At 67.7% G+C, this 25,190-nt stretch carries 21 protein-coding genes; 4 read left to right on the top strand and 17 right to left on the bottom strand.

Annotated features, from left to right (window positions below; translation table 11 throughout):
• The 4 genes from Q0996_RS22120 to glgB form a co-directional block, all read left to right on the top strand.
• Positions 1 to 906, top strand: a 906-nt coding sequence (locus Q0996_RS22120) for an alpha-D-glucose phosphate-specific phosphoglucomutase (protein WP_299625146.1), incomplete at its 5' end; no start/stop codon positions are given.
• A 121-nt stretch (positions 907 to 1,027) separates the two neighbouring features.
• Entirely contained in the window at positions 1,028 to 2,230 is a 1,203-nt protein-coding gene (locus Q0996_RS22115; protein ID WP_299625144.1) for an ROK family transcriptional regulator, read from the top strand.
• Positions 2,231 to 2,298: 68 nt separating this feature from the next.
• The gene (locus tag Q0996_RS22110; RefSeq protein ID WP_299625141.1) at positions 2,299 to 4,716 is read left to right on the top strand and encodes a glycogen/starch/alpha-glucan phosphorylase; all 2,418 of its coding nucleotides are present in this window, start codon (positions 2,299 to 2,301) and stop codon (positions 4,714 to 4,716) included.
• 4 nt (positions 4,717 to 4,720) lie between these two features.
• Positions 4,721 to 6,916: a 1,4-alpha-glucan branching protein GlgB gene (gene glgB / locus Q0996_RS22105; protein ID WP_299625138.1), complete on the top strand. Its 2,196-nt coding sequence runs from the start codon at positions 4,721 to 4,723 to the stop codon at positions 6,914 to 6,916.
• On the opposite strand, the gene Q0996_RS22100 is transcribed toward glgB, so the two are convergent.
• The 17 genes from Q0996_RS22100 to Q0996_RS22020 all read right to left on the bottom strand — a co-directional run bounded on the left by Q0996_RS22100 (position 6,913) and on the right by Q0996_RS22020 (position 25,122).
• On the bottom strand, positions 6,913 to 7,611 hold the full coding sequence (locus Q0996_RS22100) for a GntR family transcriptional regulator (protein WP_299625135.1): 699 nt from the start codon (positions 7,609 to 7,611) through the stop codon (positions 6,913 to 6,915). The two genes, glgB and Q0996_RS22100, sit on opposite strands and share 4 nt — an antisense overlap.
• A gap of 4 nt (positions 7,612 to 7,615) precedes the next feature.
• Positions 7,616 to 8,533, bottom strand: a complete 918-nt coding sequence (locus tag Q0996_RS22095; RefSeq protein ID WP_299625132.1) for a dihydrodipicolinate synthase family protein — start codon at positions 8,531 to 8,533, stop codon at positions 7,616 to 7,618.
• A gap of 5 nt (positions 8,534 to 8,538) precedes the next feature.
• The gene (locus tag Q0996_RS22090) at positions 8,539 to 9,711 is read right to left on the bottom strand and encodes an L-rhamnonate dehydratase (RefSeq protein ID WP_299625129.1); all 1,173 of its coding nucleotides are present in this window, start codon (positions 9,709 to 9,711) and stop codon (positions 8,539 to 8,541) included.
• A 229-nt stretch (positions 9,712 to 9,940) separates the two neighbouring features.
• The gene (locus Q0996_RS22085) at positions 9,941 to 11,545 is read right to left on the bottom strand and encodes a GMC family oxidoreductase (RefSeq protein WP_299625126.1); all 1,605 of its coding nucleotides are present in this window, start codon (positions 11,543 to 11,545) and stop codon (positions 9,941 to 9,943) included.
• A 24-nt stretch (positions 11,546 to 11,569) separates the two neighbouring features.
• Positions 11,570 to 12,061, bottom strand: coding sequence for a sugar dehydrogenase complex small subunit (locus Q0996_RS22080; protein WP_299625124.1), 492 nt, complete (start codon positions 12,059 to 12,061; stop codon positions 11,570 to 11,572).
• 147 nt (positions 12,062 to 12,208) lie between these two features.
• Positions 12,209 to 13,351: a M56 family metallopeptidase gene (locus tag Q0996_RS22075; protein ID WP_299625122.1), complete on the bottom strand. Its 1,143-nt coding sequence runs from the start codon at positions 13,349 to 13,351 to the stop codon at positions 12,209 to 12,211.
• Positions 13,348 to 13,734: a BlaI/MecI/CopY family transcriptional regulator gene (locus Q0996_RS22070; protein ID WP_299625121.1), complete on the bottom strand. Its 387-nt coding sequence runs from the start codon at positions 13,732 to 13,734 to the stop codon at positions 13,348 to 13,350. Before Q0996_RS22070 ends, Q0996_RS22075 begins: the two co-directional genes overlap by 4 nt.
• 146 nt (positions 13,735 to 13,880) lie before the next feature.
• Positions 13,881 to 15,251 carry an aspartate aminotransferase family protein gene (locus tag Q0996_RS22065; protein WP_299625119.1) on the bottom strand — a complete coding sequence of 457 codons (1,371 nt, stop codon included), beginning with the start codon at positions 15,249 to 15,251 and terminating at the stop codon, positions 13,881 to 13,883.
• Between the two features lie 57 nt (positions 15,252 to 15,308).
• Positions 15,309 to 16,799 carry an NAD-dependent succinate-semialdehyde dehydrogenase gene (locus Q0996_RS22060; RefSeq protein ID WP_299625116.1) on the bottom strand — a complete coding sequence of 497 codons (1,491 nt, stop codon included), beginning with the start codon at positions 16,797 to 16,799 and terminating at the stop codon, positions 15,309 to 15,311.
• A 175-nt stretch (positions 16,800 to 16,974) separates the two neighbouring features.
• On the bottom strand, positions 16,975 to 17,748 hold the full coding sequence (locus Q0996_RS22055; protein ID WP_299625113.1) for an aspartate/glutamate racemase family protein: 774 nt from the start codon (positions 17,746 to 17,748) through the stop codon (positions 16,975 to 16,977).
• Between the two features lie 31 nt (positions 17,749 to 17,779).
• Positions 17,780 to 18,274, bottom strand: coding sequence for an Lrp/AsnC family transcriptional regulator (locus Q0996_RS22050; protein WP_299625110.1), 495 nt, complete (start codon positions 18,272 to 18,274; stop codon positions 17,780 to 17,782).
• 31 nt (positions 18,275 to 18,305) lie between these two features.
• Entirely contained in the window at positions 18,306 to 19,295 is a 990-nt protein-coding gene (doeB, locus tag Q0996_RS22045; RefSeq protein WP_299625107.1) for a N(2)-acetyl-L-2,4-diaminobutanoate deacetylase DoeB, read from the bottom strand.
• 3 nt (positions 19,296 to 19,298) lie between these two features.
• Positions 19,299 to 20,480, bottom strand: a complete 1,182-nt coding sequence (gene doeA / locus Q0996_RS22040; protein WP_299625104.1) for an ectoine hydrolase DoeA — start codon at positions 20,478 to 20,480, stop codon at positions 19,299 to 19,301.
• Between the two features lie 16 nt (positions 20,481 to 20,496).
• Positions 20,497 to 21,492 (bottom strand): cyclodeaminase, encoded by a 996-nt coding sequence (locus Q0996_RS22035; protein WP_299625101.1) that lies wholly within the window; start codon positions 21,490 to 21,492, stop codon positions 20,497 to 20,499.
• Complete coding sequence (gene eutB, locus Q0996_RS22030; protein ID WP_299625098.1) at positions 21,479 to 22,501, bottom strand: hydroxyectoine utilization dehydratase EutB; 1,023 nt, start codon at positions 22,499 to 22,501, stop codon at positions 21,479 to 21,481. Before eutB ends, Q0996_RS22035 begins: the two co-directional genes overlap by 14 nt.
• On the bottom strand, positions 22,498 to 23,316 hold the full coding sequence (gene ehuA / locus Q0996_RS22025; RefSeq protein WP_299625095.1) for an ectoine/hydroxyectoine ABC transporter ATP-binding protein EhuA: 819 nt from the start codon (positions 23,314 to 23,316) through the stop codon (positions 22,498 to 22,500). Before ehuA ends, eutB begins: the two co-directional genes overlap by 4 nt.
• Before the next feature lie 54 nt (positions 23,317 to 23,370).
• A complete protein-coding gene (locus tag Q0996_RS22020; RefSeq protein WP_299625092.1) occupies positions 23,371 to 25,122 on the bottom strand; it encodes an MOSC domain-containing protein in 1,752 nt (583 codons plus the stop codon).
• Positions 25,123 to 25,190 lie beyond the last annotated feature (68 nt).

The raw sequence follows: 25,190 nt of genomic DNA, 5'->3' as shown, positions 1-25,190 counted from the left end.
CCCGATTTCGGCGGCGGCCATCCCGACCCCAACCCGGTCTACGCCAAGGCCCTGGTGGACCTGATGATGGGCCCGGAGGCCCCGGACTTCGCCGCCGCCTCCGACGGTGACGGCGACCGCAACATGATCCTGGGGCGCGGCACTTACGTGACTCCCTCCGACAGCCTGGCGGTGCTGGCGGCCAACGCCGGCCTGGCGCCCGGCTACGCCGCCGGCCTCAGCGGCATCGCCCGGTCCATGCCGACCAGCCGTGCCGCCGACCGGGTCGCGGCCAAGCTGGGGATCAACGCCTTCGAGACACCCACCGGCTGGAAGTTCTTCGGCACCCTGCTGGACGCCGGCCTGGCCACCCTCTGCGGCGAGGAGAGTGCCGGCACCGGCTCCAACCACGTGCGCGAGAAGGACGGCCTCTGGGCGGTCCTGCTGTGGCTCAACATCCTCGCCCGGCGCCGCGAGTCGGTACACGACATCTTGGCCGCCCACTGGGCCGAGTACGGCCGCGACTACTATTCCCGCCACGACTACGAAGGGGTAGACAAGGCCGCCGCCGAGGCGCTGGTGGGGGACCTGCGGGCACAGCTCGACGCGCTGCCCGGCCGGTCCTGCGGCGGCCTGACCGTCGCCGCCGCCGACGATTTTTCCTACAGCGATCCGGTCGACGGCTCCGCCGCCAGCGGCCAGGGCCTGCGCATCTTCTTCAAGGAGAATGCCAGAGCGGTGTTCCGGCTGTCCGGCACCGGAACCGTCGGCGCGACGCTGCGCGTCTATCTCGAACGCTTCGAGGAAGGCCCGGGGGACCTCGGCCTCGACCCGCAGGAAGCACTGGCGCCGGTGATCGCGGCAGCGGCGGAGCTTGCCGGCATCCGCACCCGCCTGGGGCGCGACGGCCCGGATGTCCGGACCTGACGTTGCAAAAAATAAATCACCAGGAATTATTTGCAAATTTGGTCTGAAATCAGCATTCTAGAATGGCCATGTAGGCCTTGTTCGACAAGGCGGCCGAGGCAGCGGGAGACACCCCAGGACCATGCAAGGCGAGCACCAGATCCGCGGCGGAGACCAGCTCGGCCTGCGCGCCTACAACAAGCGGATGATCCTCAACCTCATCCGTCAGGCCGGCGCCCTGCCCAAGGCCGAGATCGCCCGGCTGACGGGCCTGAGCGCCCAGGCCGTCTCGGTCATCGTCAACGCGCTTCTGAAGGAAAAGCTGGTCCGCAAGGAAAAGAAGGTCCGCGGCAAGGTGGGCCAGCCCTATACGCCCATCGCCCTGAACGCCAGCGGCGCGCTCTCCGTCGGGGTCAAGATCGGCCGCCGCAGCCTTGAACTGATGCTGGTCGATTTCCACGGCCAGACCATCGACTACAAGCAGTTCGCCTACGATGCTCCGCGCCAGCGGGAGGTCACGGCCCTGCTGCAGAAAGAACTGGCGCAGTTGCTGGACGGCGTCGACACGGGCCTGCGCGACCGGATCATCGGCATCGGCGTCGCCATGCCGGGCCAGCTTTCGGCCTGGACCGACGTCATGGGGCTCGATCCCGCCGAGCTGATCGACTGGGATCGGGTGGACATCGCCACCATGATCGCCGAGCAGACCGGATATCCCGTGGAGGTCCACAACGACGCGACGGCGGCCTGCGCCGCGGAGATGATTCTCGGCGAATCCCTCACCTTTTCCAACGCGTTCTATCTCTATGTCGGCACCTTCATCGGCGGCGGCGTGGTGATCAACGGCCAGCTCTTCGAAGGATCGCAACGCAACGCCGGCGCCCTGGGCTCCATGCCCGTATCCCGGCCAGACGGCCAACTGGAACAATTGCTTCGCCAAGGCTCCCTCTTCGGGCTGGAGGCGGCGATCCGCAAGGCCGGGGTGCACGACAAGGGTTTCATCGCCGACCTGCTGGAAGACCCCCGCACCGAACGCGCCTTCGCGGACTGGCGGCGCAGCGCGGCGGGGCCGGTGGCCCAGGCCATCGCCTCGGCCCTCAGCGTCATCGATTTCGAAGGCGTGGTGATCGACGCCATGCTCCACAGCGGCCACGTCGCGGCTTTCGTCGAGGACGTGCGGGCGGCGCTGAACAAGGTCGACCTGACCGGCACCAGCCCGGCCCTGGTGCGCCAGGGCAGCATCGGCCCCAAGGCGCGGGTTTCAGGCGCCGCCATCCTGCCGCTCATCCGCCAGTTCTCACCGGATCAGGAATTGCTGGTCAAGAAAGTGGCAACCGCCGCCTGAGGGCGGCTGCCGCCTTGAATTCTCTGCCCTGCCGGGCGACAAAGCCGCGGGGCAGCCAAGAGGTCCAGATGTTAACCGAGCCGAAGAGTCACGAGCTTTCCACCTTGCCGGATGCGGCGGCGCTGCGCCGCTCCATCGAGTACCACCTGCGCTACACCAGCGGGAAGGACCCCGGGGCAGCGACCCTGACGGACTGGCGGCTGGCGGTCTCCCGGGCCATCCGCGACCTGGTGATCGCGCCCTGGTTCGAGACCACGCAGCGGGTCTACGCCGAGGGCCACAAGCGGGTCTACTACCTCTCCATGGAGTTCCTCATCGGCCGCCTGCTTGAGGACGCCATCGCCAACCTGGGGCTCGACGAGCGGCTGAAGGAGATCGTCGAGGGCTTCGGCGTCGACTACCGCGCGCTGCTGCTGGATGAGCCCGATGCTGCTTTGGGCAACGGCGGCCTCGGACGCCTGGCCGCCTGTTTCCTCGATTCCATGTCTACCGTGGGCCTGGCCGCCTATGGCTACGGCATCCGCTATAATCACGGACTGTTCCGCCAGTCCTTCGAGAACGGCTGGCAGGCCGAGGACGCCGAGGACTGGCTGCGGCAAAGCCACCTCTGGGAGTTCGAACGCCCCGAGGCCAACTACCGCATCCACTTCGGCGGCTCGGTCAGCAGCGAGGGCGCCCGTGCCTCCTGGACGGCGGCGGAGACCGTGCTGGCGGTCGGCTACGACACCCCGGTCCCCGGCTGGCGCGGGCACTGGTCCAACACCCTGCGCCTCTGGTCGGCCAAGCCGGTCCGGGAATACGACCTGGAGCCCTTCAACAGGGGCGACTACATGGCCGCCGCCGCCCCCTCGGTGCTGGCAGAGACCATCAGCCGCGTGCTCTACCCCGACGACACCACCGAGCAGGGGCGGGAGCTGCGGCTGAAGCAGGAGTACTTCTTCACCGCCGCCTCCCTGGCCGACATCCTGCGCCGCTATCTGGCGCACCACAGCGACGTAGCCGGCCTGCCCCGGGCCATCGCCATCCAGCTCAACGACACCCACCCGGCCATCGCCTTTCCCGAGCTGATCCGCCTGCTGGTGGACGACCACGGCCAGGCCTTCGCCGAGGCCTTCGAGATTGCCCGCGCCTGCCTGCACTACACCAACCACACCCTGCTGCCGGAAGCGCTGGAGCGTTGGCCGGTGGACCTTATGAGCCGCATCCTGCCCCGGCACATGGAGCTGATCGAGCGGATTGATGCCCACCACGCCAACGCGGTGCGCCGGCCCGACAGCGTGAGGATCATCGACAGCGGCGCCGTGCGCATGGGCGACCTCGCCTTCATCGGCGCGCGCCGGGTCAACGGCGTCTCCGCGCTGCACACCGAGCTGATGAAGCAGACGGTCTTCAAGGACCTGCATGCGCTGCATCCCGAGCGCATCGTCAATCAGACCAACGGCGTCACGCCGCGGCGCTGGCTCTACAACTGCAACCACGCGCTGCGCGACCTGCTGACAGAAGCGGTGGGTGAGACCTGGGTTACCGATCTGGAGCAGCTGCAAAACCTCGTGCCCCGGGCCGACGACCCCGCCTTCCGGGCGCGCTTCGCCGAAGCCAAGCAGCGCAACAAGCGCCGCCTCGCCCGATATCTGGACCGCAGGCTGGGGATCACGGTGGACCCCGACGCGATGTTCGACATCCAGATCAAGCGCATCCACGAATACAAGCGCCAGCTCATGAACATCCTTCACGCCGCCGCGCTGTGGAACGAGATCCGCCGCAACCCGCAGGCGGACTGGGCGCCGCGGGTGAAGATCTTCGGCGGCAAGGCGGCGCCCGGCTATGCCATGGCCAAGCTGGTGATCAAGCTGATCAACGACATCGGCGCCGCCATCAACGCCGACCCGAAGATGGCCGGGCGCCTGCAGGTCGTCTATCCGCCCAACTACAACGTCTCCATGGCCGAGATCCTGATCCCCGCCGCCGACCTTTCCGAGCAGATCTCCACCGCCGGCATGGAGGCCTCGGGCACCGGCAACATGAAGCTGTCGCTGAACGGCGCGCTCACCGTCGGCACCCTGGACGGCGCCAACATCGAGATCGGCGAGGCCGTGGGCTGGGAGAACATCTTCATCTTCGGCCAGACCGCCGAGGAGGTGGCGGCCAGCCGTGCCGCGGGCTACCACCCGGAACAGGCCATCGCCGCCGATCCCCTGCTGGCCGAGGTCCTCGACCAGATCGCCAGCGGCGTTTTCTCCCCTGAGGACCCGAACCGCTACGCCGCCCTGATCGACAACCTGCGTAACCACGACTGGTTCATGGTGGCGGCGGACTTCGCGGCCTATTGGAAGGTCCAGCGCCGCATCGACGCGGCCTGGCAGGAGCGCGAGGACTGGACCCGCCGGGCGGTGCTGAACACCGCCCGGATGGGCTGGTTCTCCTCCGACCGCACCATCCGCGGCTACGCCCGCGACATCTGGGACGCCGAGCCGGCGTTCCGATGAGCCCATGGCCCGGCCGCTCACAGACCCCGGCCAAAGCGCCGCCCTTGCCGGCGGCGCGCATGACGATCCCTTCGCCTACCTCGGGCCACACCGCCTGACCGAAAAGACCTGGGTGCTGCGCGTCTTCCGCCCAGGTGTGGAGGCGGTGACCATGCTGCCCGGCCAGAAGCGCCGCAAGCCGGTAACCCTGCAGGCCGCCGATCAGGAGGGGCTCTTCGCCGCCAGGCTGCGCAGCGACCCCGGCGCCTACCGCCTGCGGCTGCGCAATCAGGAGGGCGAGTGGGAAGAGGACGATCCCTTCCGTTTCGGCCCGGTGCTGGGGGCGATGGACGAACACTTCCTGAGCGAAGGCTCCCATCTCGACCTCTGGCAGGTGCTGGGCGCCCATCCCCTGACCCGGGACGGGGTCGCCGGCGTGCACTTCGCGGTCTGGGCGCCCAACGCCCGGCGGGCCTCCGTGGTCGGCGACTTCAATCATTGGGACGGGCGCCGCCACCCCATGCGCCGGCGCGGTGCCACCGGCGTCTGGGAAACCTTCCTGCCCGGTGTGGCCGAGGGCGCACACTACAAGTTCGAGATCAAGGACGCCGAGGGCAAACTGCTGCCGCTGAAGGCCGACCCCCTGGGCTTCGGCGCCGAGCACCCGCCGGCCACGGCCTCCATCGTGCGCAGGCTGGACGGCAGGGACTGGCGCGACGGGGACTGGCTCGCAAAGCGCGGGACCGCCAGCCGGCGCGACCGGCCGATCTCCATCTACGAGGTGCACCTCGGCTCCTGGAAGCGGGCGGAGGGCGGCATCCGCCCGCTCAGCTACCACGAACTGGCCGCGGACCTGGTGCCCTATGTGCGCGACATGGGCTTCACCCACATCGAGATGATGCCGGTCTCCGAGTATCCCTTCGACGGCTCCTGGGGCTATCAGCCCATCGGTCTCTACGCGCCGACCATCCGCCACGGCACCCTCGGCGAGTTCCGAGATTTCGTCGAGGCCTGCCACGGCGCCGGCCTCGGCCTGATCCTCGACTGGGTGCCCGGCCACTTCCCGAGGGACCAGCACGGCCTCGGACGCTTCGACGGCACCGCGCTCTACGAGTACGCCGATCCGCGGGAGGGCTACCACCGGGACTGGAACACCCTGATCTTCAACTACGGCCGCCACGAGGTTCAGAACTACCTGATCGCCAACGCGCTCTACTGGCTGAAGGAGCATCACATCGATGGGCTCAGGGTCGACGCCGTCGCCTCCATGCTCTACCGCGACTATTCGCGCCCGGAAGGCGAGTGGGTGCCCAACGCCGAGGGTGGCCGCGAGAACCTGGAGGCCATCGCCTTCCTGAAGCGCATGAACGAGGTGGTCTACGGCCACTGCGACGGCATCGCCACCTTCGCCGAGGAGTCGACCTCCTTTCCCGGGGTCTCCCAGCCCACCGACGCCGGCGGCCTCGGCTTCGGCTACAAGTGGAACATGGGCTGGATGAACGACACCCTGGACTACATGCAGCGCGACCCGATCCACCGGAAGCATCACCATCACCAGATGACCTTCGGCATCCACTACGCCTTCTCGGAGAACTTCGTGCTGCCGCTGAGCCACGACGAGGTGGTGCACGGCAAGGGCTCGCTGCTGGCCAAGATGCCCGGCGACGAAGACCAGCGCTTTGCCAACCTGCGCGCCTACTTCGCCTTCATGTGGGGTCATCCCGGCAAAAAGCTGCTGTTCATGGGCCAGGACTTCGCCCAGCCCGGCGAGTGGAACCACGACACCAGCCTCGACTGGCATCTGCTGGCCGAGCCGCGCCACGCCGGCGTGCAGGCGTTGATCCGCGACCTCAACCGGCTCTACCGGGAAACCCCGGCGCTCCACGAGCTGGACTGCGAGGGAGCGGGTTTCGAGTGGATCGAAGCCAACGCCGCCGAAGAGTCCCTCTATGCCTGGGTGCGCCGAGGACGCGGCGGGGCGGCGCCGGTGGTGGTGGTTTGCAACTTCACCCCGGTGGAGCGGGCGCCCCAGCGCCTCGGCGTGCCGGAGGCCGGGCGCTGGATCGAGCGCATCAACTCCGATGCCACCGACTACGGCGGTCAGGGCCGCGGCAATCTGGGCGGCGTGCAGAGCGAAGCCGTCGAACACCACGGCCGGCCGGATTCCATCGAAATCCGCCTGCCGCCGCTCTCCACCCTGATCTTCGAGTTGGAACCTTAACGCGCCTGGATCGCCGCGGTGTAGTGGGCCACGGCATCGACCGCGAGGTGCCCGCGCAGCGCCGCCTCGGCGCCGGCCTGATCGCGGGCCAGCAGCGCGTCGACGATCTCCCGGTGGTTGCTCCGCTTCTTCTCGCGGCCCAGGCGCCACTTCGACGAAACGAAGCGCGCGCGCCAGAGCCGGGCGTTGTACTGGCGGTGGGTCTCGATCAAGGGCGGATTGCCCGCCGCCTTCACGATGGCGCAGTGAAAGGCCATGTCCAGGCGAAAAGCGTGCAACGGATCGGCCTCCTCCGGGATCTCAGTCATCTCCCGGTTCAGTGCGGCGATCTCCGCTAGGTCCGCATCGCTGGCGTGGAGACAGGCCTGCCGCCCGGCCAAGCCCTCCAGAGCCCCCTGAACCATCAGGCAGTGAGTCAGTTCCTCCAGGGAGGGGTCGGCGACGCGGGGCCGCCGGGTGGCGGAATACTCCACCAGACCCTCGATCTCCAGCAGGCGAATCGCCTCACGCAGCGGCGTGCGGCTGATGCCCAGGATCTCCGAAAGGTCGCGTTCCGGCAGCGCCATGCCCGGCGGCAGCTTCTCCAGCAGGATCATCTCCCGCAGGCTGTCCGCCGCCTCCTCCGCCAGGCTCGGGCGGCGCGACAGAGGCGCTTCGTCGCCGACCAGGGCCCGCAGATCCAGGCTGTCGATCATCGCATCAGCGGCCCCAGCGCAAAACCAGCGGATCGAGCGGCCTGATCAGGTCGATCAAGGCGGCCCGCGTGTCCGGGTGCAGCGGCGCGATGGGGTGGCGGCAGAAGGCCGAGGCGATCACCCCGCCCTCGACCATGGCCTCCTTCGCCGCGCGGAACCCGCACTGCCGGTTCTCATGATTGATCGCCGGAAGCACGCGGGCATAGGCCTCGACGGCCGCCGTCCGGTCGCCGGCAAGATGCGCCGTGATCACCGGCTTGATCTGGTCGGGGATCGTGGCGGAGGTCATGGACCCGCTGGCGCCGGCGTCGAGATCCGCCAGCAACGTGATGCCTTCCTCGCCGTCGAAGGGCCCTTCGATGGCCTCCCCGCCCTCGGCGACCAGGGCCCGCAGCTTCGCCGCCGCGCCGGGGCATTCGATCTTGAAGAGCTTCAGCATCTCGATCTCGCGGGCCATGCGCACCAGCAGCGGCACCGGCAGGTCGACGCCGGAGAGCGGCGCGTCCTGCAGCATGATCGGGATGCCGACCTCGCCGACCCGCGCGAACTGCTCGAAGGTCTGCTCCGCCGTGCCTTTCAGGAGGGCCCCATGATAGGGAGGCATCATCATGACGATGGCCGCGCCCAGGTCCTTCGCCTGTCTGGCCCGGGCCACCACGATGTCGCTGGCGAAGTGGCTGACGGTGACGATGACCGGCACCCGCCCGGCCACATGCTCCAGGCTCAGCCGGGTCAGGGTGTCCCGCTCCGCGTCGGAGATCAGGAACTGTTCGGAGAAGTTGGCCAGGATGCAGAGGCCGTCGCTTCCCTGATCGATCATGCAGTCCAGCACGCGGCGCATGCCGTCGAGATCGAGGGTGCCATCGTCGTTGAACGGCGTCGGCGCCACGGGCCAGATGCCCGAGTAGGCTTTCTGCGTCATGGGTCCTATCCCGCGATGTCGAAGTGCTGCAGGTGCGCGTCGCTGATCTCGATGCCGAGCCCCGGCGCGGTTTCGTCGAGATCGAGGAAGCCGTCCACCGCCTCGGGATCGCCTGAGAAGATGTAGTAGAAGAGCTCGTTGCCGATCTCGACGTCATGGACGGGGAAGAACTCGGAGATCGGGCAGTTCGCGTTGGCCATGGTCAGGTGATAGTTGTGCGCCTGGCCGGCATGGGGAATGACCGGCACCTGATAGGCCTCGGCCAGGGCATTGATCTTCTGCGCCGCGGTGATCCCGCCGACCCGGTTGGTGTCGTACTGGATCACGCTGACGGCGTTGAGATCGAGGAGCTGACGGAACCCGAACAGCGAGAACTCGTGCTCGCCGCCGGAGATGGGGATGGGCCCGGCATTCAGTTCCGCATAGCCGTGGAGGTCGTCGGCGATCACCGGCTCCTCCAGCCAGCGCGGCTCGTACCTCTCCAGCTTCGGCAGCATGCGTTTGGTGTAGTCGAGGGTCCAGCCCATGTAGGCTTCCAGCATCAGGTCCCTGTCGTAGCCGATCACCTCGCGCAGCGCCTCGACCCGCTTCAGGTTTTCGCGCATCCCCGCCATGCCGTCCTTGGGCCCGAAGCCGAAGCGCGACTTGAAGGCCTGATAGCCCTTGGCCAGCGCCGACGCGGCTTCGGCCTGCATGGCCTCCACGCTGTCGGCATAGAGCTTCGAGTAGTAGACCGGGATCTTCTCCTTGGTGCGGCCGCCGAGCAGCTTGAAGACCGGCTTGCCCACCAGCCTGCCCATGAGGTCCCAGAGGGCGATGTCGACGGCGGAGATCGCCGTCATGCCGACGCCCTTGCGCCCCCAGGCCAGGGTGCGGCGGTACATCTTCTCCCAGAGATAGGCGTAGTCGAAGGGGTCCTCGCCGATCACCAGCGGCGCGTAGTAGCGGTCGATCGCCTCCTTGACCAGGGGCGGCGCCAGGGCGGCATTGCCGATGCCCACCTCGCCGCTCTCGGCCTCCACCTCGCAGGTCAGCCACTGGTGAAAGCGGAAGCTCTGCATGGCATCGCCGCGCTCCCAGAGCAGATCGCTGGCGTTGGTGCAGAAGTTGGACTGAGGCGGAACCGTCGGCCCCGTCCAGGTCCAGACACGGGCCCTCACGGACTTGATGCGGGTCATGGTTCCATCGCTGTTCTGTGGGTGATCGAAACTGCCGGACCACCGGACGGCCGCGGAAATCCGCCCCGCAGCCACTCTAATGGTATAGCAAATATGGTATACCAAATTTAACGAGGCGTGCAAGCTGCCCGCCATCGCGCCAACCAGGCGCCGGGCACCGGTGTTCAGGCGGGCGAGAGGACGGCCGGTGTAGAAAGACCTGCTGCAGTCGGCACCAACCGAATACGCGCTAGCGAAGCCGCCCTTTATGAAGGTGATCGGCCAGGCGCAGGGCGAAGGCGGCGATGGTCAGGGTGGGGTTGGCGGTGGCGCCGGTGGGATAGACGCCCGATCCGACGATGAAGAGGTTGGGGTGGTCGTGGCACTGCAGGTCGGTGTTCACGACGGAGCTTGCCGGGTCGTCCCCCATGCGGGTGGTGCCCATGATATGGCCGGAGCCCAGGATCTGCGGCAGGTGGAAAACCCGTGACGCGCCCATCTGATCGAAGACGAAACCCTGAACCTCGCGGATCGCCGCCAGGCCCCTGGTGGTGTAGTCGTCGTAGGCGTAGTGGATCTCGGGCCTGGGCAAACCCAGGCCGTCCCGCTCGCTGGCGGAGAGGACGATCCGGTTCTCCGGGTCGGGAAGCTGCTCGGCCTCGCCCACCAGCAACAGCTCCCGGCCGGCCGCGTCGGCCAGCGCCGCACGCAACGCCGTGCCGGTGAGCCCCTGGTCGATCAGCCTGGCCACGGCGCGGTCCGGGCCGCCGAAAGCCCCGCCGCCGGTATTGAAGATCTCGATCCGGAAGGCCGCTTCGCTGCGCCGCCAGGGGCCGTCGCGAAACGCCTTGATGACCGAGGTGCTCTGGGGACCGGTGTAGAGCGTGAAGGGGTCCGCGGCGACGGCAAAGCTCAGTTGCAGGGGATGGTCCATCAGATTGCGGCCCACCTGACCGCTGCGGTTGGCGACGGGCGGCCCGCCCGCCGCCGCCGACAACAGCAGCAGCCGCGGCGTCTCCATGGCGTTGGCCGCAAGAACGAAGACCTTGCCGGCCACGGCGCGCTCTTCGCCGTCCCAGGTCTTGTAGAGGATGGACGAGACATCCCCGTTTTCCGTCACCACAATCCGGCTGGCCACGGACTTCGGCCGGACGACCGCACCCATCGCGCGCGCCCGGTTCAGGTGCGTGACCGCTTCATACTTGGCGCCGGTCGGACAGAGCGGCATGCAACTGCCGCTGCCCTGGCAGATCTCCGGATTGCGCGCGGCGCGATGCGCGGTCACGTCCAGTTCGACATCCCTCACCCGTTTTCCCCGCAGGGCCGCCTTGATGGCAAGGTCGAGCGCGCTCTGGCGCTGCGCGGGGTAGGGAAAATCGCCGCTGCGCGGCGAGCCGTGATCGTCCGCACTGTCGCCCGTGACCCCCATTTCATGCTCCGCAGCCAGGTACCAGGGCTCCAGGTCGTCATAGGAGATGGGCCAGTCGAGGCCGACCCCGTAGGTGCTGCGCATGCGGAAGTCGGCGGGCATGAGGCGCGGCGTCAGGCCGTGCCAGTGCCAGGTCGTCCCGCCGACCCGGCGTTCGTAGGTCGAGCCGAACTGCGCGGGGCCCTTTTGGACATAGTAGTCGTTGACCGGCGTGCGGGTGGGTTTCGGCGCCTGGGCCGGGTTGCGATAGGGGCTGTCGAAGCCCTTCTGCGGCGTTGCGAAGTAGATCTCCCTCAGCGCGTCGCGGTCCTGTTCATCCGGGCCGGCTTCCAGCACCAGCACCCTATGGCCCCGTTGCGCAAGGGCATCGGCGGTGAGGCCGCCGGCCACCCCCGCACCAACGATCACGACGTCGAACTGCTCCATGATTCCGTTCCCCCGCGTCCGCTTCTAATCTTCGGCCTGCTGCCAGAGGCGGCCGGGCGCCACGCCCCGCGGTGTCAGCGCCAGGACCCGCCAGGCCAGCGCCTCGCGATAGCCCTCGGCCCGGATCGCCTGGGGAACCTCGTCGCCAGCCTGAGTCCAGCCGGAATACCAGAGCCCGGTGATCTCCTTGGCCAGGGCCCAAAGATCCTCGGACGCCTCCAAGGCTTTGATCGTCGCCGGCCCCGCGTGGGCATCACCGGAAGCGTCCAGGGTCCGCAGTCTGCTCATCAACGCGCGCCAGCGCTCCGGATCGCGCTCCGCGAGGTAAGTCATGAAGTGCGCCGCGAGCTCTTCGTTCAGATCGTCGAAACCGGTCAGGGCCCGCGACAGGCCGAGAAAAACGGCACGGTCCGGCCGGGCCGCCGCCAGTTCGGTTGCGCCGGCGGACAGGCCCGGCAGCACGCAGCCGGCCGAGATTGCCACCGTGCCTTCCAGGACTCTGCGCCGTGAAAGCATGATCCTCCCCTCCCCCGCAGTGATGGCGCCCGGTTATGCCGGGCACCAACCACTACGAACGCTTTAGTAGAACGAGATATTATACGAAAGATTTAGTAGATCAAGCGCCAAGCCGAGCGAGCCTGCTGGCGAACGATTTCCAATGGCCTAGTAGCCCATCACCAGGTTGTAGCCCCGCTCCGGGCGGTTCTCCGTCATCCGCTCCAGGATGACGATGGTGGCGAGGTGCAGGCGCTCGGTGCTGACGGTCGCGGGCTGGCGAACCCAGACCGCCGACAACAGGACGGACGCCGCGAGCAGACAGCCGCAGCAGAGGGACAGAGACCGCCGCTGCCGGGGTTCACAGGGATCGAGCAGCGCAACCACCCGCTGGCGCAGCGTAAGCCCCGTCCGTCGGCCAAGAACGCTGCGGCCGACCGGCGCCAGGGCCGCCGCCGGGAGAGCGGGCCGCGCCGCCCGTACCCCGCGTCCGCCGACCCGCAGCAGGAACTCGCAGTAGTCTTTGAGCGCAGCGGGCCGGTGCGCCAGGACATCGCGGTCGCAGGCCAGTTCCCTCAGCCGGCGGGCCTGGGCTTTCCAGATCAGGAAGGCCGGGTTCCAGAACAGGAGCGGCGTCAGACCCTCGAACAGGATTTCCCACTCCACGTCGCCGTTGCGCAGGTGCCGCCCCTCATGGGCAATCGAGAAGGCAAGGTCGCGGCGGTCGCAGAGCATCGCCGCCGGCAGGACGATGTACTTTCTTCCGAAGGACCGGGTGGCGAAAGGCACGGCAACGCTGTCCGAGAGCAGCAGATGCAGACGTCCCGAGCGGCGCCAGCGATGACATTGGGCGAGAACCCGGCGGAGCGCGAGAACGCGGCGCAGAAAGCGCCCGCCAAGGGCAACGAAACCCAGACCGAGGGCCAGCACAACGACGGCGCCTGGCCAAGCGTCCGCGGCGCCGAGGCTGCTGCCCAGGCGCTGGCGCAGGGTGACCAGCGCCTCGACCTCGGAGGGCCCCAAACCGAGCCTGCCTTGCAGGTACTGGGCGATCACATAGTCGGTGAGGCTCACGGAGGACAACAGCCCCGCGGCCGGCCAGAGGGCCGTCTGGGCGAGGAGGGAGAGCGCCAAGGGCGCGAGCAGTGCGGCCAGAACCCCGAGGCGGAGCAGTTTCAGCCGGAACGACGGCGGAGCCGGTACGCCCAGCGCGGTGAGCGCCCGGTTGATCGCCAGCCAAACCACCAGAGCAACCGCCAGCAGGATGTTCAGATCGATGTAGGCGTTGGCCAGAATGCCGGCGGCGCTCATTTGCCGAGCCTTTGGTCGAGCAGGGAGCGGATCTCGGCCAGCGCCTCTTCCGACAGCTCGTCGTCTTCCAGCAGCCGGGCGACCAGGCTCGCCGGCGTGTTGTCGAAGAGTTTCTCTGAGATGCTCTTCAAGGAGCGGGACTGGTACTGGTCCCGGGTGAGCCGCGGGCTGTAGACGAAGGTCCGTCCCTCCTTGCGGCTTTTCACGAAACGCTTCTCATCGAGGATGCGCATGATCGTCGCCGCCGAGGTATAGGCCAGCTTTCGATGCGGCGCGAGGTTCTGGAGAACGTCGCGGACGCTCCCCTCCTGCAGGCGCCAGAGCGCCGTCATGAACTCCAACTCCACCTCGGTCAGAAGCTTGTAGGTCTTTTTCCGCTCCACCCCGGATCACCGATCGAACAGCACATCGTCTCCTTGCCAGGGTCATACTAAAGACTTAGTCGACCTTGGCAAGGAACACCGGTGCGCCTCTTCGAAAGATGCCGCTACAGGTTGTCTGGTGGACGTGGGCGGTTTGGCAGCGGCCGTCAGGCCAAGACCTCGCGGACCGCGTCGGCGGTCTTGGCGACGATCTCGTCGGCCTCCTCGCGGCTCAGGCAGAACGGCGGGGCGAAGCCCAGAATGTCGCCCTGGGGCATGGCCCGGGCGATGACCCCGCGCTTCAAAAGCGCCGCAGCGACCTGGGCGCCGATGCCTTTCTGCGGATCGAAGAAGGTCCGCGTCTCCCGCTCCTCGACGAATTCGACAGCACAGAGCATGCCTTCGCCGCGCACCTCACCCACGTGGCGGTGCGCGCCGAGGGCGGTTTTCATGGCTTCGTTGAGGTAGCCGCCGACCGCGCCGGCATTCTCGACCAATCCCAGCTCGTCGATCAGCCGCAGGTTGGCGATCCCCGCCGCCGCGCCGATGGGATGGGCGGAATAGGTCCAGCCGTGACCGATGGCGCCGTTCTCGTCGGTTCCCCGTTCCAGCACCTGCCAAACCTTCTCGGACAGGATCGAGCCGGAAAGCGGGGCGTAGGCGGATGTCAGGCCCTTGGCGATGGTGATCATGTCCGGTTCGATCCCGTAATGGTCCGAGCCGAACATGGACCCCAAACGCCCGAAGCCCGTCACCACCTCGTCGGCGATGAGCAGGATGTCGTGCTTGCGCAGCATCGCCTGAATGGCCGGCCAGTAACCGGCCGGCGGCGGCACGATCCCGCCGGTGCCCAGAACGGGTTCGCCGATGAAGGCGGCAATGGTCTCGGGCCCCTCCCGCTCGATCAGGGCTTCAAGTTCGCGCACGCAGTGGGCGACGAAGTCGGCCTCGCTCATGGCCAGATCCGGGCGGCGGAAATAGTAGGGCGCCTCCGTGTGCAGGATCCGGTCCAGAGGCAGATCGAACTTCTTGTGGAACAGCTCCAGACCGGTCAGGGAGCCTGTCGCCAGGCCGGAGCCGTGGTATCCACGCCAGCGCGAGATGATCTTTTTCTTCTCCGGGCGCCCCAGGATGTTGTTGTAGTACCAGACGAGCTTGATGTTGGTCTCGTTGGCATCGGAGCCGCTCAGCCCGAAGTAGACCTTGGACATCGCTTTGGGGGCCCGGTCGAGGATCATCTTGGCCAGCGTGATGGAAGCCTCGGTGCCGTGGCCCACATAGGCATGGTAGTAGGCGAGCGTGCGCGCCTGCTCGGCGATGGCCTCGGCGATCTCCGGCCGGCCGTAGCCGACGTTGACGCAATAGAGCCCCGCGAAGCCGTCCAGCAGGCGGTTGCCGTCGCGATCCTCGATATAGACGCCGGAACCGCCGGTCACGATCCGCCCGGGGCTTTCGCCGCGCGCGTGCTTGGCAAGATGGGTCGAGGGGTGGAAGAAGGTCTCCCGGTCCCACTCGGCCAGTTGATCGTTGGTCAGCATCGAAACTCTCCTCTTCCGGTTCCCTTCACCACCCCCGGGGCAGGGGCAAGATCAGGGTCAGCGCCAGTCGCGGCAAACGTACTTCACATCCATGAAGGCCTCCATGCCGAGCCGGGCGCCTTCGCGGCCCAGACCCGACTGCTTCATGCCCCCGAAGGGAATGGGGGCGCCGGTGACCTTGGTCCGGTTGACGGCGACCATGCCGAACTCCAGCGCCCGGCTCGCCCGATAGATGCGCCGCGGATCGCGGGTGTGAAGATAAGCGACCAGGCCGTAGTCCGTCGCGTTGGCGCGCTCCAGCGCCTCCTCCTCCCGGTCGAAGGGCGCGATGGCGGCGACGGGCCCGAAGGTTTCCTCCTGCATGATCGATGCCTCGGCGGGCACATCGGCAAGAACCGTGGGATGGAAGAACAGCGGCCCCCGCTTGTGGCGCATTCCGCCGGCCAGCAGCGTCGCGCCCTTCGACAGCGCGTCAGCGACCTGCGCCTCCTGCTTGGCGACGGCGCCCTCGTTCATCAGGGGACCGATGTCCGGGTCTTCTAGGCCGGGGCCCACGGACAGCGCGGCGCTGCGCGCCGCAAAGCGCGCGCAGAATTCCTCGTAGACCGGAGCCTCGACCAGGAAGCGGTTGGCGCCGAGGCAGTCCTGACCCGAGGTCGCGAACTTGGCCTTCACCGCCTCGTCGACGGCCAGAGCCAGGTCGGCATCGGCGAACACCAGAAAGGGTGCGTGACCGCCCAGCTCCATGACGATCCGCTTCACCGTGTCGGCGCATTGCCGGTAGAGCAGCCGGCCCACTTCGGTCGAGCCGGTGAAGGACAGCGCCCGCACCCGGGGGTCCGCCGTCCAGGCGGGAACGATCTTGGCGGCGCGGCCGGGGACGAGGTTGAACACGCCGGTGGGCAGGCCCGCACGCTCCGAAAGTTCGGCCAGGGCGATGCCCGAGAAGGGCGTTTCGTGAGAGGGGTGCACCACGACCGTGCAGCCGGCGGCAAGCGCCGCGGCGGCCTTGCGGGTGATCATCGCCGAGGGAAAGTTCCAGGGCGTGATCAGCGCGGCGACCCCCACGGGCTCGCGCCAGACCTCCATCTCCGCGTCCGGCAGGTGCGAGGTGACGCTTTCGATGTTCGGGCGCTTGGCCTCCTCGGCGTAGAACTCGACGAAGGAGGCGGCGTAGTCGATCTCGCCGCGCGCCTCGGAAAGCGGTTTTCCCTGTTCCAGCGTGATCGTCAAGGCCAGGTCTTCGCGGTGGGCGACGATGAGTTCGTACCAGCGGCGCAGCAGAACCGAACGCTCCTGCGGTAATCTCCCTGACCAGCCGCCAAAGGCCGCCCGGGCCGCGTCCACGGCCCTGGTCCCGTCTTCCGCGGTCAGGGCGGCGACGTGGCCGAGCAGGCGGCCGGAAGCCGGGTCGCGAACCTCACAGGTGCCGCCGTCGGCTGCGGCCACCCATTCGCCGCCGATATAGCCAAATTCGCGCACCAGCTTGCGATCCTGGAGGTGGCCGGCGAGATCGCTTCGGCCGTTCTGCACCGCTGCCGCTTCCATTCCGCTCCCCGCTTTCTGCATCCGAAGCCGGCCGCATCCGGCCCGGTTATCGGAACCAACGCTAGGGGAAACGGCGGCGAAGGGGCTTCGGAATGCGGGCAGACGCCAGAGGAAACGACGGAAATCGGAACGGAAAAGCGAGGATTCTTCGGAGCGCTACCGGCGATGGGTCCTGCTAGTCCGGACCCTCGACATTATTCTCCATCTGCAGGGCGAACAGCCTGCCGAAGCCGGTCACGGGGCTGTCGTTCTTCATCAGCCGCAGGCTGTGCCAGACCAAAGCCTGATTGCTGGTCACCACCGGGGTGTCCAGGTCGCGTTCCAGCGCCTCGACGGCCTGCGCAGCTCTGATCGCGGTGCAGGAGATGAACAGCGCCTCGGCATCCGGATGGCGGATCTGCCGCGCAGCTTCCTCGATGGCCGCGACGGGCAGCCCGGTCATGTCGATATCCCTGTCCAGGCCGAAGCCGTCGATGGTCAGGATCTCGAACCCGCGCTCGCGGAATCCCGCAGCGAGCAGATCGTTCACGCTCTGGGTATAGGGCGTCAGGACGGAGATCCGCTGTGCCCCGCCGGCCCGCAGCGCCGCCTCCACCGCGGCGATGGGATTGGTGCAGGCAACGCCGGGTTGCGCCTGGTGGATCAGCGTTTCCAGCAGGTCCTCGCCGATGGCAACCGTTCCCGAGGTGCAGCCGTAGATCATTACGTCGACGCCCTGCCCCGGCAGAATGCCGGCCGCCGCCCGGGTGATGTCGCCGCTCATGGCGCGCAGATTCTCCACGGTCACCGGGTTGGCGTTCAGCACGCGGTTGGTGAACAGCTCGACCCCGGCGGGCAGCATCCGGCGAAGGTCCGTCTCGCTGTTATAGTCGGTCGCCAGGGCGATCAGGCCGATGCGCCCACCGGGGGCGACCTCTTCCAGTTCGTAGCGCAGCCTCAGGCCGGGCATGCCCTCTGTCTCCCGTCCAGCGCCGCGGTGGTCATGCCTGCTCGCCGGAACGCCCGCCGGGCGCCTCCAGCGGCTGGGCCGGCGTCGCCTTCACCGCCTTGGTGACCACGTAGCTGTAGTAGCGCTTGAGCCCGATATCGGCATCGAGCATACGGTCCACGAGGCGCTGGTAAGAATCGACGTCCCGGCAAACGAACTTCAGAAAGTAGTCGACACCGCCGCCGACGGCCCAGCAGTCCACGATCTCCGGGATCTCGGCGATGGCGGCCTCGAAGCGCAGGAAATCCGAGGAGCGGTGACTGCCCAGTTCGGCCTGCATGATGACGGTCGAAACCGGGCCGAAGGCCGCCGACGAGAGTCTTGCGCCATAGCCCTCGATGACACCGTTGTCCTCCAGCCGCTTCAGCCGTTCCCAGCATGCCGTCGGCGACAGGTTGATGCGCTTGGCCAGATCGTTCTTGGTGATCCGGCCCTCCCTCTGAAGGACCGAAAGCAGCTTGAGATCACGGTCATCCAGTTTGATCATGGTCTCCAACGGGTCTCGCAAAGCTCTGCGGTCAGGCCGCCACGGCGACGACTCCGATCACGTCGCCCATGGCCACCAGCCCGGGAAAATGCCGGCCGATGAGAATGCCGTCCAGGGCGCTGCGATAGTCTGTCGGCTGCCGGCCGGTGCGGTCAATGTCGTGAACGCGGGCCACCACCTGGCCGGCGGAGACAGGCGCGCCCAGTTCGACACAGAGTTCGAGCAGTCCCGAGGTCTCCGACGTCACGAAGCAACGGCCGTCTGGCATGTCCAGGCCGGTGGTTTCCCGCCGGTCGAGGGGGCCTTCCAGGATGCTCGCGTGCTTCAGGACGTTGCGCAGGCCGCGCTTGGCGATGGCGACAGTCTGCACGCCCGCGGTCCCGCCTCCGCCCAGTTCGGTGGAGATGAACACCTTGCCCATGGCCTCCGCCGCAGTGTCGTACATGCCCGTGCTATCGATTTCCAGGAGCATCAGCGAGTAGGGTGCATTGAAGGCCCGCATGGCCGCGACACAGCGCTGCTGATGGGCCTTGTCCTCGAGCACATGGGCCGCGCAGAAGGGCACGAACGACAGGGTCTTTCCGCCGGAATGGAAATCGATCACATAGTCCGCCATGGGCAGCAGGCAGGTTTGAAAATAGTCTGCGATCTTCTCGGTGACCGTGCCCGCGGGATCGCCGGGAAAGGCCCGGTTCAGGTTGCCGCCGTCGATGGGGGAGGTCCGCGTCGCGGCCCGGAAAGCGGGATAGTTCATGGCCGGGACGATGATGACCCGGCCGGTGAAATCCTCCTCCCCGATGGTCCGCGCCAGGTCGAAGAGCGCCACCGGCCCCTCATACTCGTCGCCGTGGTTGCCGCCGGTCAGCAGCACCGTCGGCCCCGCGCCCCTGCGCGCGACGGTGAGGGGAATCATGATCGAGCCCCAGGCGGAACCGTCGTGGGAATGGGGCAGCTTGAGAAAGCCGTGCTGCACGCCATCACGCTCGAAGTCCACGGTCGCCGTTATAGGACTCACGGGCATGACTCAGGCCTTCACAAAGAGCTCGCGGGGGACCGATGCCAGGCATTCCGGCGCGCCCTCGGTGATGACGATGCTTTCCGTCGTCTCCATGCCCCAGTCGTCCATCCACAGCCCCGGCATGAAGTGGAAGGTCATGCCGGGCAGAAGCTCGGTCTTGTCGCCGCTGCGCAGGCTCATGGTGCGCTCGCCCCAGTCCGGAGGATAGCTGATGCCGATGCCATAGCCCGCGCGGCTGTCCTTGGCGATTCCGTATCTCTTGAGAACACCGAAGAACGCCAAGGCGATGTCCTCGCAGCGCCTGCCCGGACGCGCCATCTCCAGGCCCGCCTCGATGCCCTCCCGCACCGCCTTGTCGGCATCGCGGTAGGCCTCTGGCGGCCGGCCGAGAAAGACCGTCCGCGACAGGGGCACGTGATAGCGGCGATAGCAGCCGGCGATCTCGAAGAAGGTCCCCTCTCCCGCCTTCATCGGCCGGTCGTCCCAAGTCAGATGCGGCGCGCCGGCGTCGGGCCCGGACGGCAGCAGGGGCACGATCGCCGGATAGTCGCCGCCGTATCCGTCGGCACCGCGGATGCCGACGTCGTAGATCTCCGCCACCAGATCGCTCTTGCGCATGCCGGGCTCGATGGTCTCGAAGATGCGCGCGTGCATAGCCTCGACGATGCGCCCGGCCCGGCGCATGTAGACGAGTTCCTGCTCCGACTTTACCGCCCGGCACCAGTTCACCAGCCCGGTGGCGTCCTCGAAGCGGGCGTTCGGCAGATTCCTTTCCAGCGACTTATGGGCCGCGGCGGAGAAATAGTAGTTGTCCATCTCCACCCCGAAACGCAGCCCGCTCCAGCCGCGGTCGGCGATAATCCCGCTCAGGTGGTCCATGGGGTGGCGCTCGGCCGACTGCACGTAGTGGTCCGGGTAGGACAGAATGTTGGCCTCGTCCATGTGTACCGTACGCCGCGCGCCGTTGGCATCCTGCCTCCGGCCGTACCAGAGCGGCGCGCCGTCGAGCGCCAGAAGCACACACTGGTGCACGTAGAACGACCAGCCATCATAGCCCGTCAGCCAGGCCATGTTGGAGGGGTCGGAGACCACCAGCAGTTCGATGCCTTTCGCCGCCATGGCGCGGCGGACCTTGCCGATTCGTTCGGCATACTCGGCACGGCTGAAGGGAAGTTCTACTTCGGGCATCGCTCTGTCGTCCCGCTCACGCGCTGTCGAACAGGAAACCGGCCCCTGCCGCCGCGGCCCGCGCCTTGGCGAAGGCCGCTATGGCCGTGTCCTGAACCCCGGTGCCGGTCAGATCGCAGACCGTGATCTGGCGCTCCGAGGACCGGCCCGACTGCCGGCCGGCGATCACCGCGCCGAGCTCCGCATGGTCGAGGTCCGGGCCGACGGCACCGGCGGCGACGGCGGCGCGCAGCTCCCCCTGCCTGAGACACTGGGCATGGCTGTCGCAGACATAGAGGTCGGCACGGGCCAGCACCTGCGGCGCCAGCTCGGTCTTGTAGTCCGCGTCTGAGCCCATGGCGGTGACGTGCTGGCCGGGCCGCAGGTCCGCGGCATGGACCAGGGGTTCCGGCGAGGGCGTGGTCGTGACGACGATGTCGCTCCGGGCCATGACTTCGGCGACGCTGGCAGCGGCGGTGACAGCGATCCCGGTTTCCGCAGAGCAGTCCGCCGCGCAGGCGCGGGCCTTGTCGGGGTCGCGTCCCCAGATCACGGCAGTGCGGATACCGCGGACCAGCGTCAGCGCCTTGAGCTGCAGGCGGGCCTGGGTGCCGCTGCCGATGATCCCGGCCGCCGTCGCATCGGTGCGGGCGAGCCACCTGGCGGCAACGGCGCCGGCGGCAGCGGTGCGCACGTCGGTCAGATAGCCGTTGTCGAGTAGCAGCGCTTCCACCAGGCCGGTCTCGGCGGAGAACAGAACCATCAGACCGTTGATGCTCGGCAACCCCCGTTTGGGGTTATCGAAGAACCCGGGGCTCATCTTGATGGCAAAGGAGTCCACCCCCGGCACATAGGCGGTCTTCACGTCGACCTCCCCGTTGTGCTCGGGGATGTGCAAGCTCATGATCGGCGGCATCACGACGTCCTTCGTCGCGAGGGTCCGGAAGGCCGCCTCCACGCAATCGACCGCGGCCGGGTCCAGGGGCACCGCCATCTGCAGATCGCTTTCCTTGAAAATGTTAATCTGCGGCACGGATTGGCGCCTCCCCTTCGCGTTCCGCCAGGACGTCGACGTCCTCGCCATCGATGATGCGTTTGTGCAGCTTGGTGTCGATGTTGCCGCCGCTGACCAGAGCCAGCGTCACGCCGGCATCGCGGACCTTGCCCGCGAGGAGGGCGGCGATCCCGACGCTGCCGGAGCCTTCGACGACCTGGTGTTCCGACCAGTAGGCGTGGCGCACGGCAGCGGCGATCTCCGCCTCGGTGACGGTGACGAAGTCGTCCACCAGATCGCGGACCATGCGGAAGGTGTAGCGGTTGTCCATGCCGATACCGCCGCCCAGGGCATCGGCCAGCGTCGGCAGTTCCTCCACAGAAACCGGCCGGCCGGCACGCTGACATGCGATCATGGCCGCGCCGCGCTCCATGGAAACGCCGATCACCCGGATGGCCGGATCGGCGGCCTTCAGCACCAGGGCAATGCCGGCGATCAGGCCGCCGCCGGAGAGCGGCACCAGCACCGTCTCCACGGCCGGCAGCGCCTCGAGGATTTCCAGGCCCAGCGTTCCCTGGCCGGCGATGATGTCCGGATGGTCGAAGGGCGGCAGCATGACCTTGCCCTCCTCGGCGACCAGACGGTCGACCTCCACCTGGGCATCGTCCTGGGACCGGCCGACGATCCGCACCTCGGCGCCGAGCGCCCGGATCGCCTCCACCTTGTTCGCGGGCACCAGGGCGGACATGTAGATGGTGCAGCCGACGCCTGCCTGGGCGGCGGCATGGGCGAGGCCGCGGCCATGGTTGCCGGTGGAGACGCCGACCACGCCCTTGCGGCGCTGGTCCTCGGACAAGGCGAGGATCGCATTGGCGGCACCGCGCAGCTTGAAGCTTCCCGTCGCCTGCAGGTGCTCCAGCTTCAAATGGACCTCGCCGCCGGAGCCTGCGGACAGGGCCGGCGAGGCAACCAGCGGGGTGGACCGGATCCACGGCCGGATCCGTTGGCGCGCCCGGTACACGGCGCGGGGCAGGATCGCCGCGGTCATCGGGCTTCCTTGACCGCGCTCAGGAACTGCTGGGTGCGCTCCTTGCGCGGGCTGCCGAAAACCTCGTCGGGAGCCCCCTGCTCCTCGATCTTGCCGGCGTAGAAGAAACACACCCGGTCGGAGATGTCGCGGGCGAAGCCCATCTGATGGGTCACCATCAGCATGGTCAGGTTCAGATCGGTGACGAGCTTTCGGATGACGTTGGTGACCTCGCCGATGACCTCCGGGTCGAGGGCCGAGGTCACCTCGTCGAACAGCATCACCTTGGGGCGCATGGCCAGGGCGCGGGCAATGGCCACGCGCTGCTGCTGGCCACCGGAGAGGCGCGAAGGGTGCTGATCGCGCTTGTCGGCGACCCCCACCAGGTCGAGCAGTTCCTCGGCACGCTCCCGGGCGTCGCGCTTGCTCATGCCCAGCGAATAGACCGGACCCTCCATGCAGTTCTCCAGCGCGGTCATGTGGGGGAACAGATTGAAATGCTGGAAGCACATACCGATGTTCTGGCGCATGGCGCGCAGATGCTGGGGGTTGGAAGGCACAAGGGCGCCGTTCTTTTCCATGTGGGTCAGGGGGCTGCCGTCGACGTAGATGACGCCGTCGTCGATGCTCTCCAGGGTCATGAGGACGCGCAGCACCGTGGTCTTGCCGGAGCCGGAGGGGCCGATGATGCTCACCATCTCCCCCTCGGCGATATCCAGGTCCAGGCCGTCGAGAACCGTCAGTTCGCCATAGCGCTTGGAGACGTTCGCAAGGCGCACCATGGGCGCCCCTTCGTCGGCGAGCCGAAGCGGGTAGCGAGAAACCTCATCGCGCATCGTCCTGTCTCCCTTCTCTCCGGCCTCTGGGTCCGGGCCGGTTTCCCCGCAAGCTTACCCTACCGCCTTTCCAAGTAGATCGCCGGCCAGCCCTATTTCGACGTCCGTCGCCGGCATGGCGCAACACAGCAACACCTCGGTCGAGGGCGGCGGCGCCACGGTCGCCGGATAGACGACCTGTCCCCGCAGCAGGGGCGCGGCGCAGGTGCGGCAGATGCCGGAACGGCAGGCGGCAGGCGGGCGGTGATCCGTATGGCGCTCGATCCATGCCAGCAGCGAGCCGTCGCCGCGCTGCCAGGCGGCGCGATAGGCCTCCGGCGAGATCGTGATCTCCGCGTGCGGCGCCGGCTCCATGGACTCATCCAGGACGACCGCATCGGAGAAGAGCTCGAAATGCAGCCGGTCGTTGGCGCGCCCGAGGGTGGCATGCGCGGCGCGGACCGCCTCGGTCATGGCGAGCGGGCCGCAGACGAAGACATGCGTCGAGCCGTCCATCGCGGCGACCTCCCGTTCGAGATCGGGCCGCCCCTTGCGGACCGGCGCCGGCAACTCCGCCAATGGCGTTTCCGCACCGGTCACGAAGAGTCTCAGCGCGAAGCGGTCCCAGCGTCCGGCCAAGTCGGAAAGTTCGTTGAGAAACGCAAGTTCCGCCACACTTTTGGAGACGTAGATCAGGGTCACCGGGTCAGGATAGCGCGCCTCGGCCAGGGCCCGGATCTGCGAGAAGACAGGGGTGATCCCGATGCCGCCGGCATAGAACGCCAGCGGTCCCGAGAGCCCCTCCGGCAGGCAGAACGCCCCGGCGGGCGGATAGGCGATGCATTCGGCACCGACGCCGATGCGCTCGTGCAGCCATGACGACACCGAAAAGGCGTCCGCCGCCTCGCCGTCCCCGGCTTCGCGCTTGACGGAGATCCGGCAGGGCCGCCCGTTCCGTCCCGGAAAAGGGCCGTCGGTCAGGGAATAACAGCGGAAGTGTTGACGGCCGGCATCGTCGGTGATGCCGAAGGTGACGAACTGGCCCGGTTTCGGGCGTTCGCCCGGCGCCAGCGCCATCTCGAACGAAAGCGATATCACCCCCGGCGTCTCCTGCACCCGCTCGGCGATGCGCACCGTCTGCGGCGCGGCAGCCGCCGGGAGGGAGAGGTTATCTATCCGCTCTTCCACGACCTGGCGCACTGCCGGCAGCAGGGCCGGAGAGGCCAGGACGCGGGCAAGGGCATCGGCACCGGGCCGGCCGGCCGTCAGCACCTCGTTGAGTTCCGCCAGGGTCGCGTTCCGCGCATCGCTTTCCAGCCGTTCCAGCGCGCTACCCGCAGATAGGCTGCCCGGCTCGATCACCCGGCCGTAGACGCCGGTGCGGCCGGATGCGGAAAAGCGGCTGGGGAAGCCGGGCTCGGCGCCCAGAAAGTGCGCCAGCTTGTAGCAGGGAACCCGGGGCGAGACGATCTCGACCAAAGCATCGCCGGCCCGCAGACGATCCCCGATCCGAAGCTCCGTTTCATCGGGGCCCACATAGAGGACGTTCTCGGAGAAGGCACCGCGCGGAATCGGTCGGCCCAGCACCGCTTCGAAATGGGCGTAGTGACGTTCGGCAAAGAGATAGACCGCGTGGTTCTCCCGGCCCAGGCGCCGCGCCGTCCCCAGGGTGTCGCCAGCCAAGCCCTGCCGGCCGAGCCGGAGGGGACCGTTCTGGCAGCTGCGCAGGTAGGCGGTCGGCTCCCTCCGGCCGTTGATCAGGGCCTCGCGCTTGCGGCCTGTATAGATGGCCCGGACAAGGCCGCAGGATGGCGGGTCCGCCTGCATCCGACACCTCAGATTTCCCAAGACGTACACATCTATATACTTTTCACAAAAATTTCGCCTTGAAAAGG

It is taken from the genome of Pelagibius sp. (assembly GCF_028289705.1).
Classification (GTDB): Bacteria; Pseudomonadota; Alphaproteobacteria; order Kiloniellales; family Kiloniellaceae; genus Pelagibius.
This window is presented reverse-complemented; position numbering and strand designations above follow the sequence as displayed.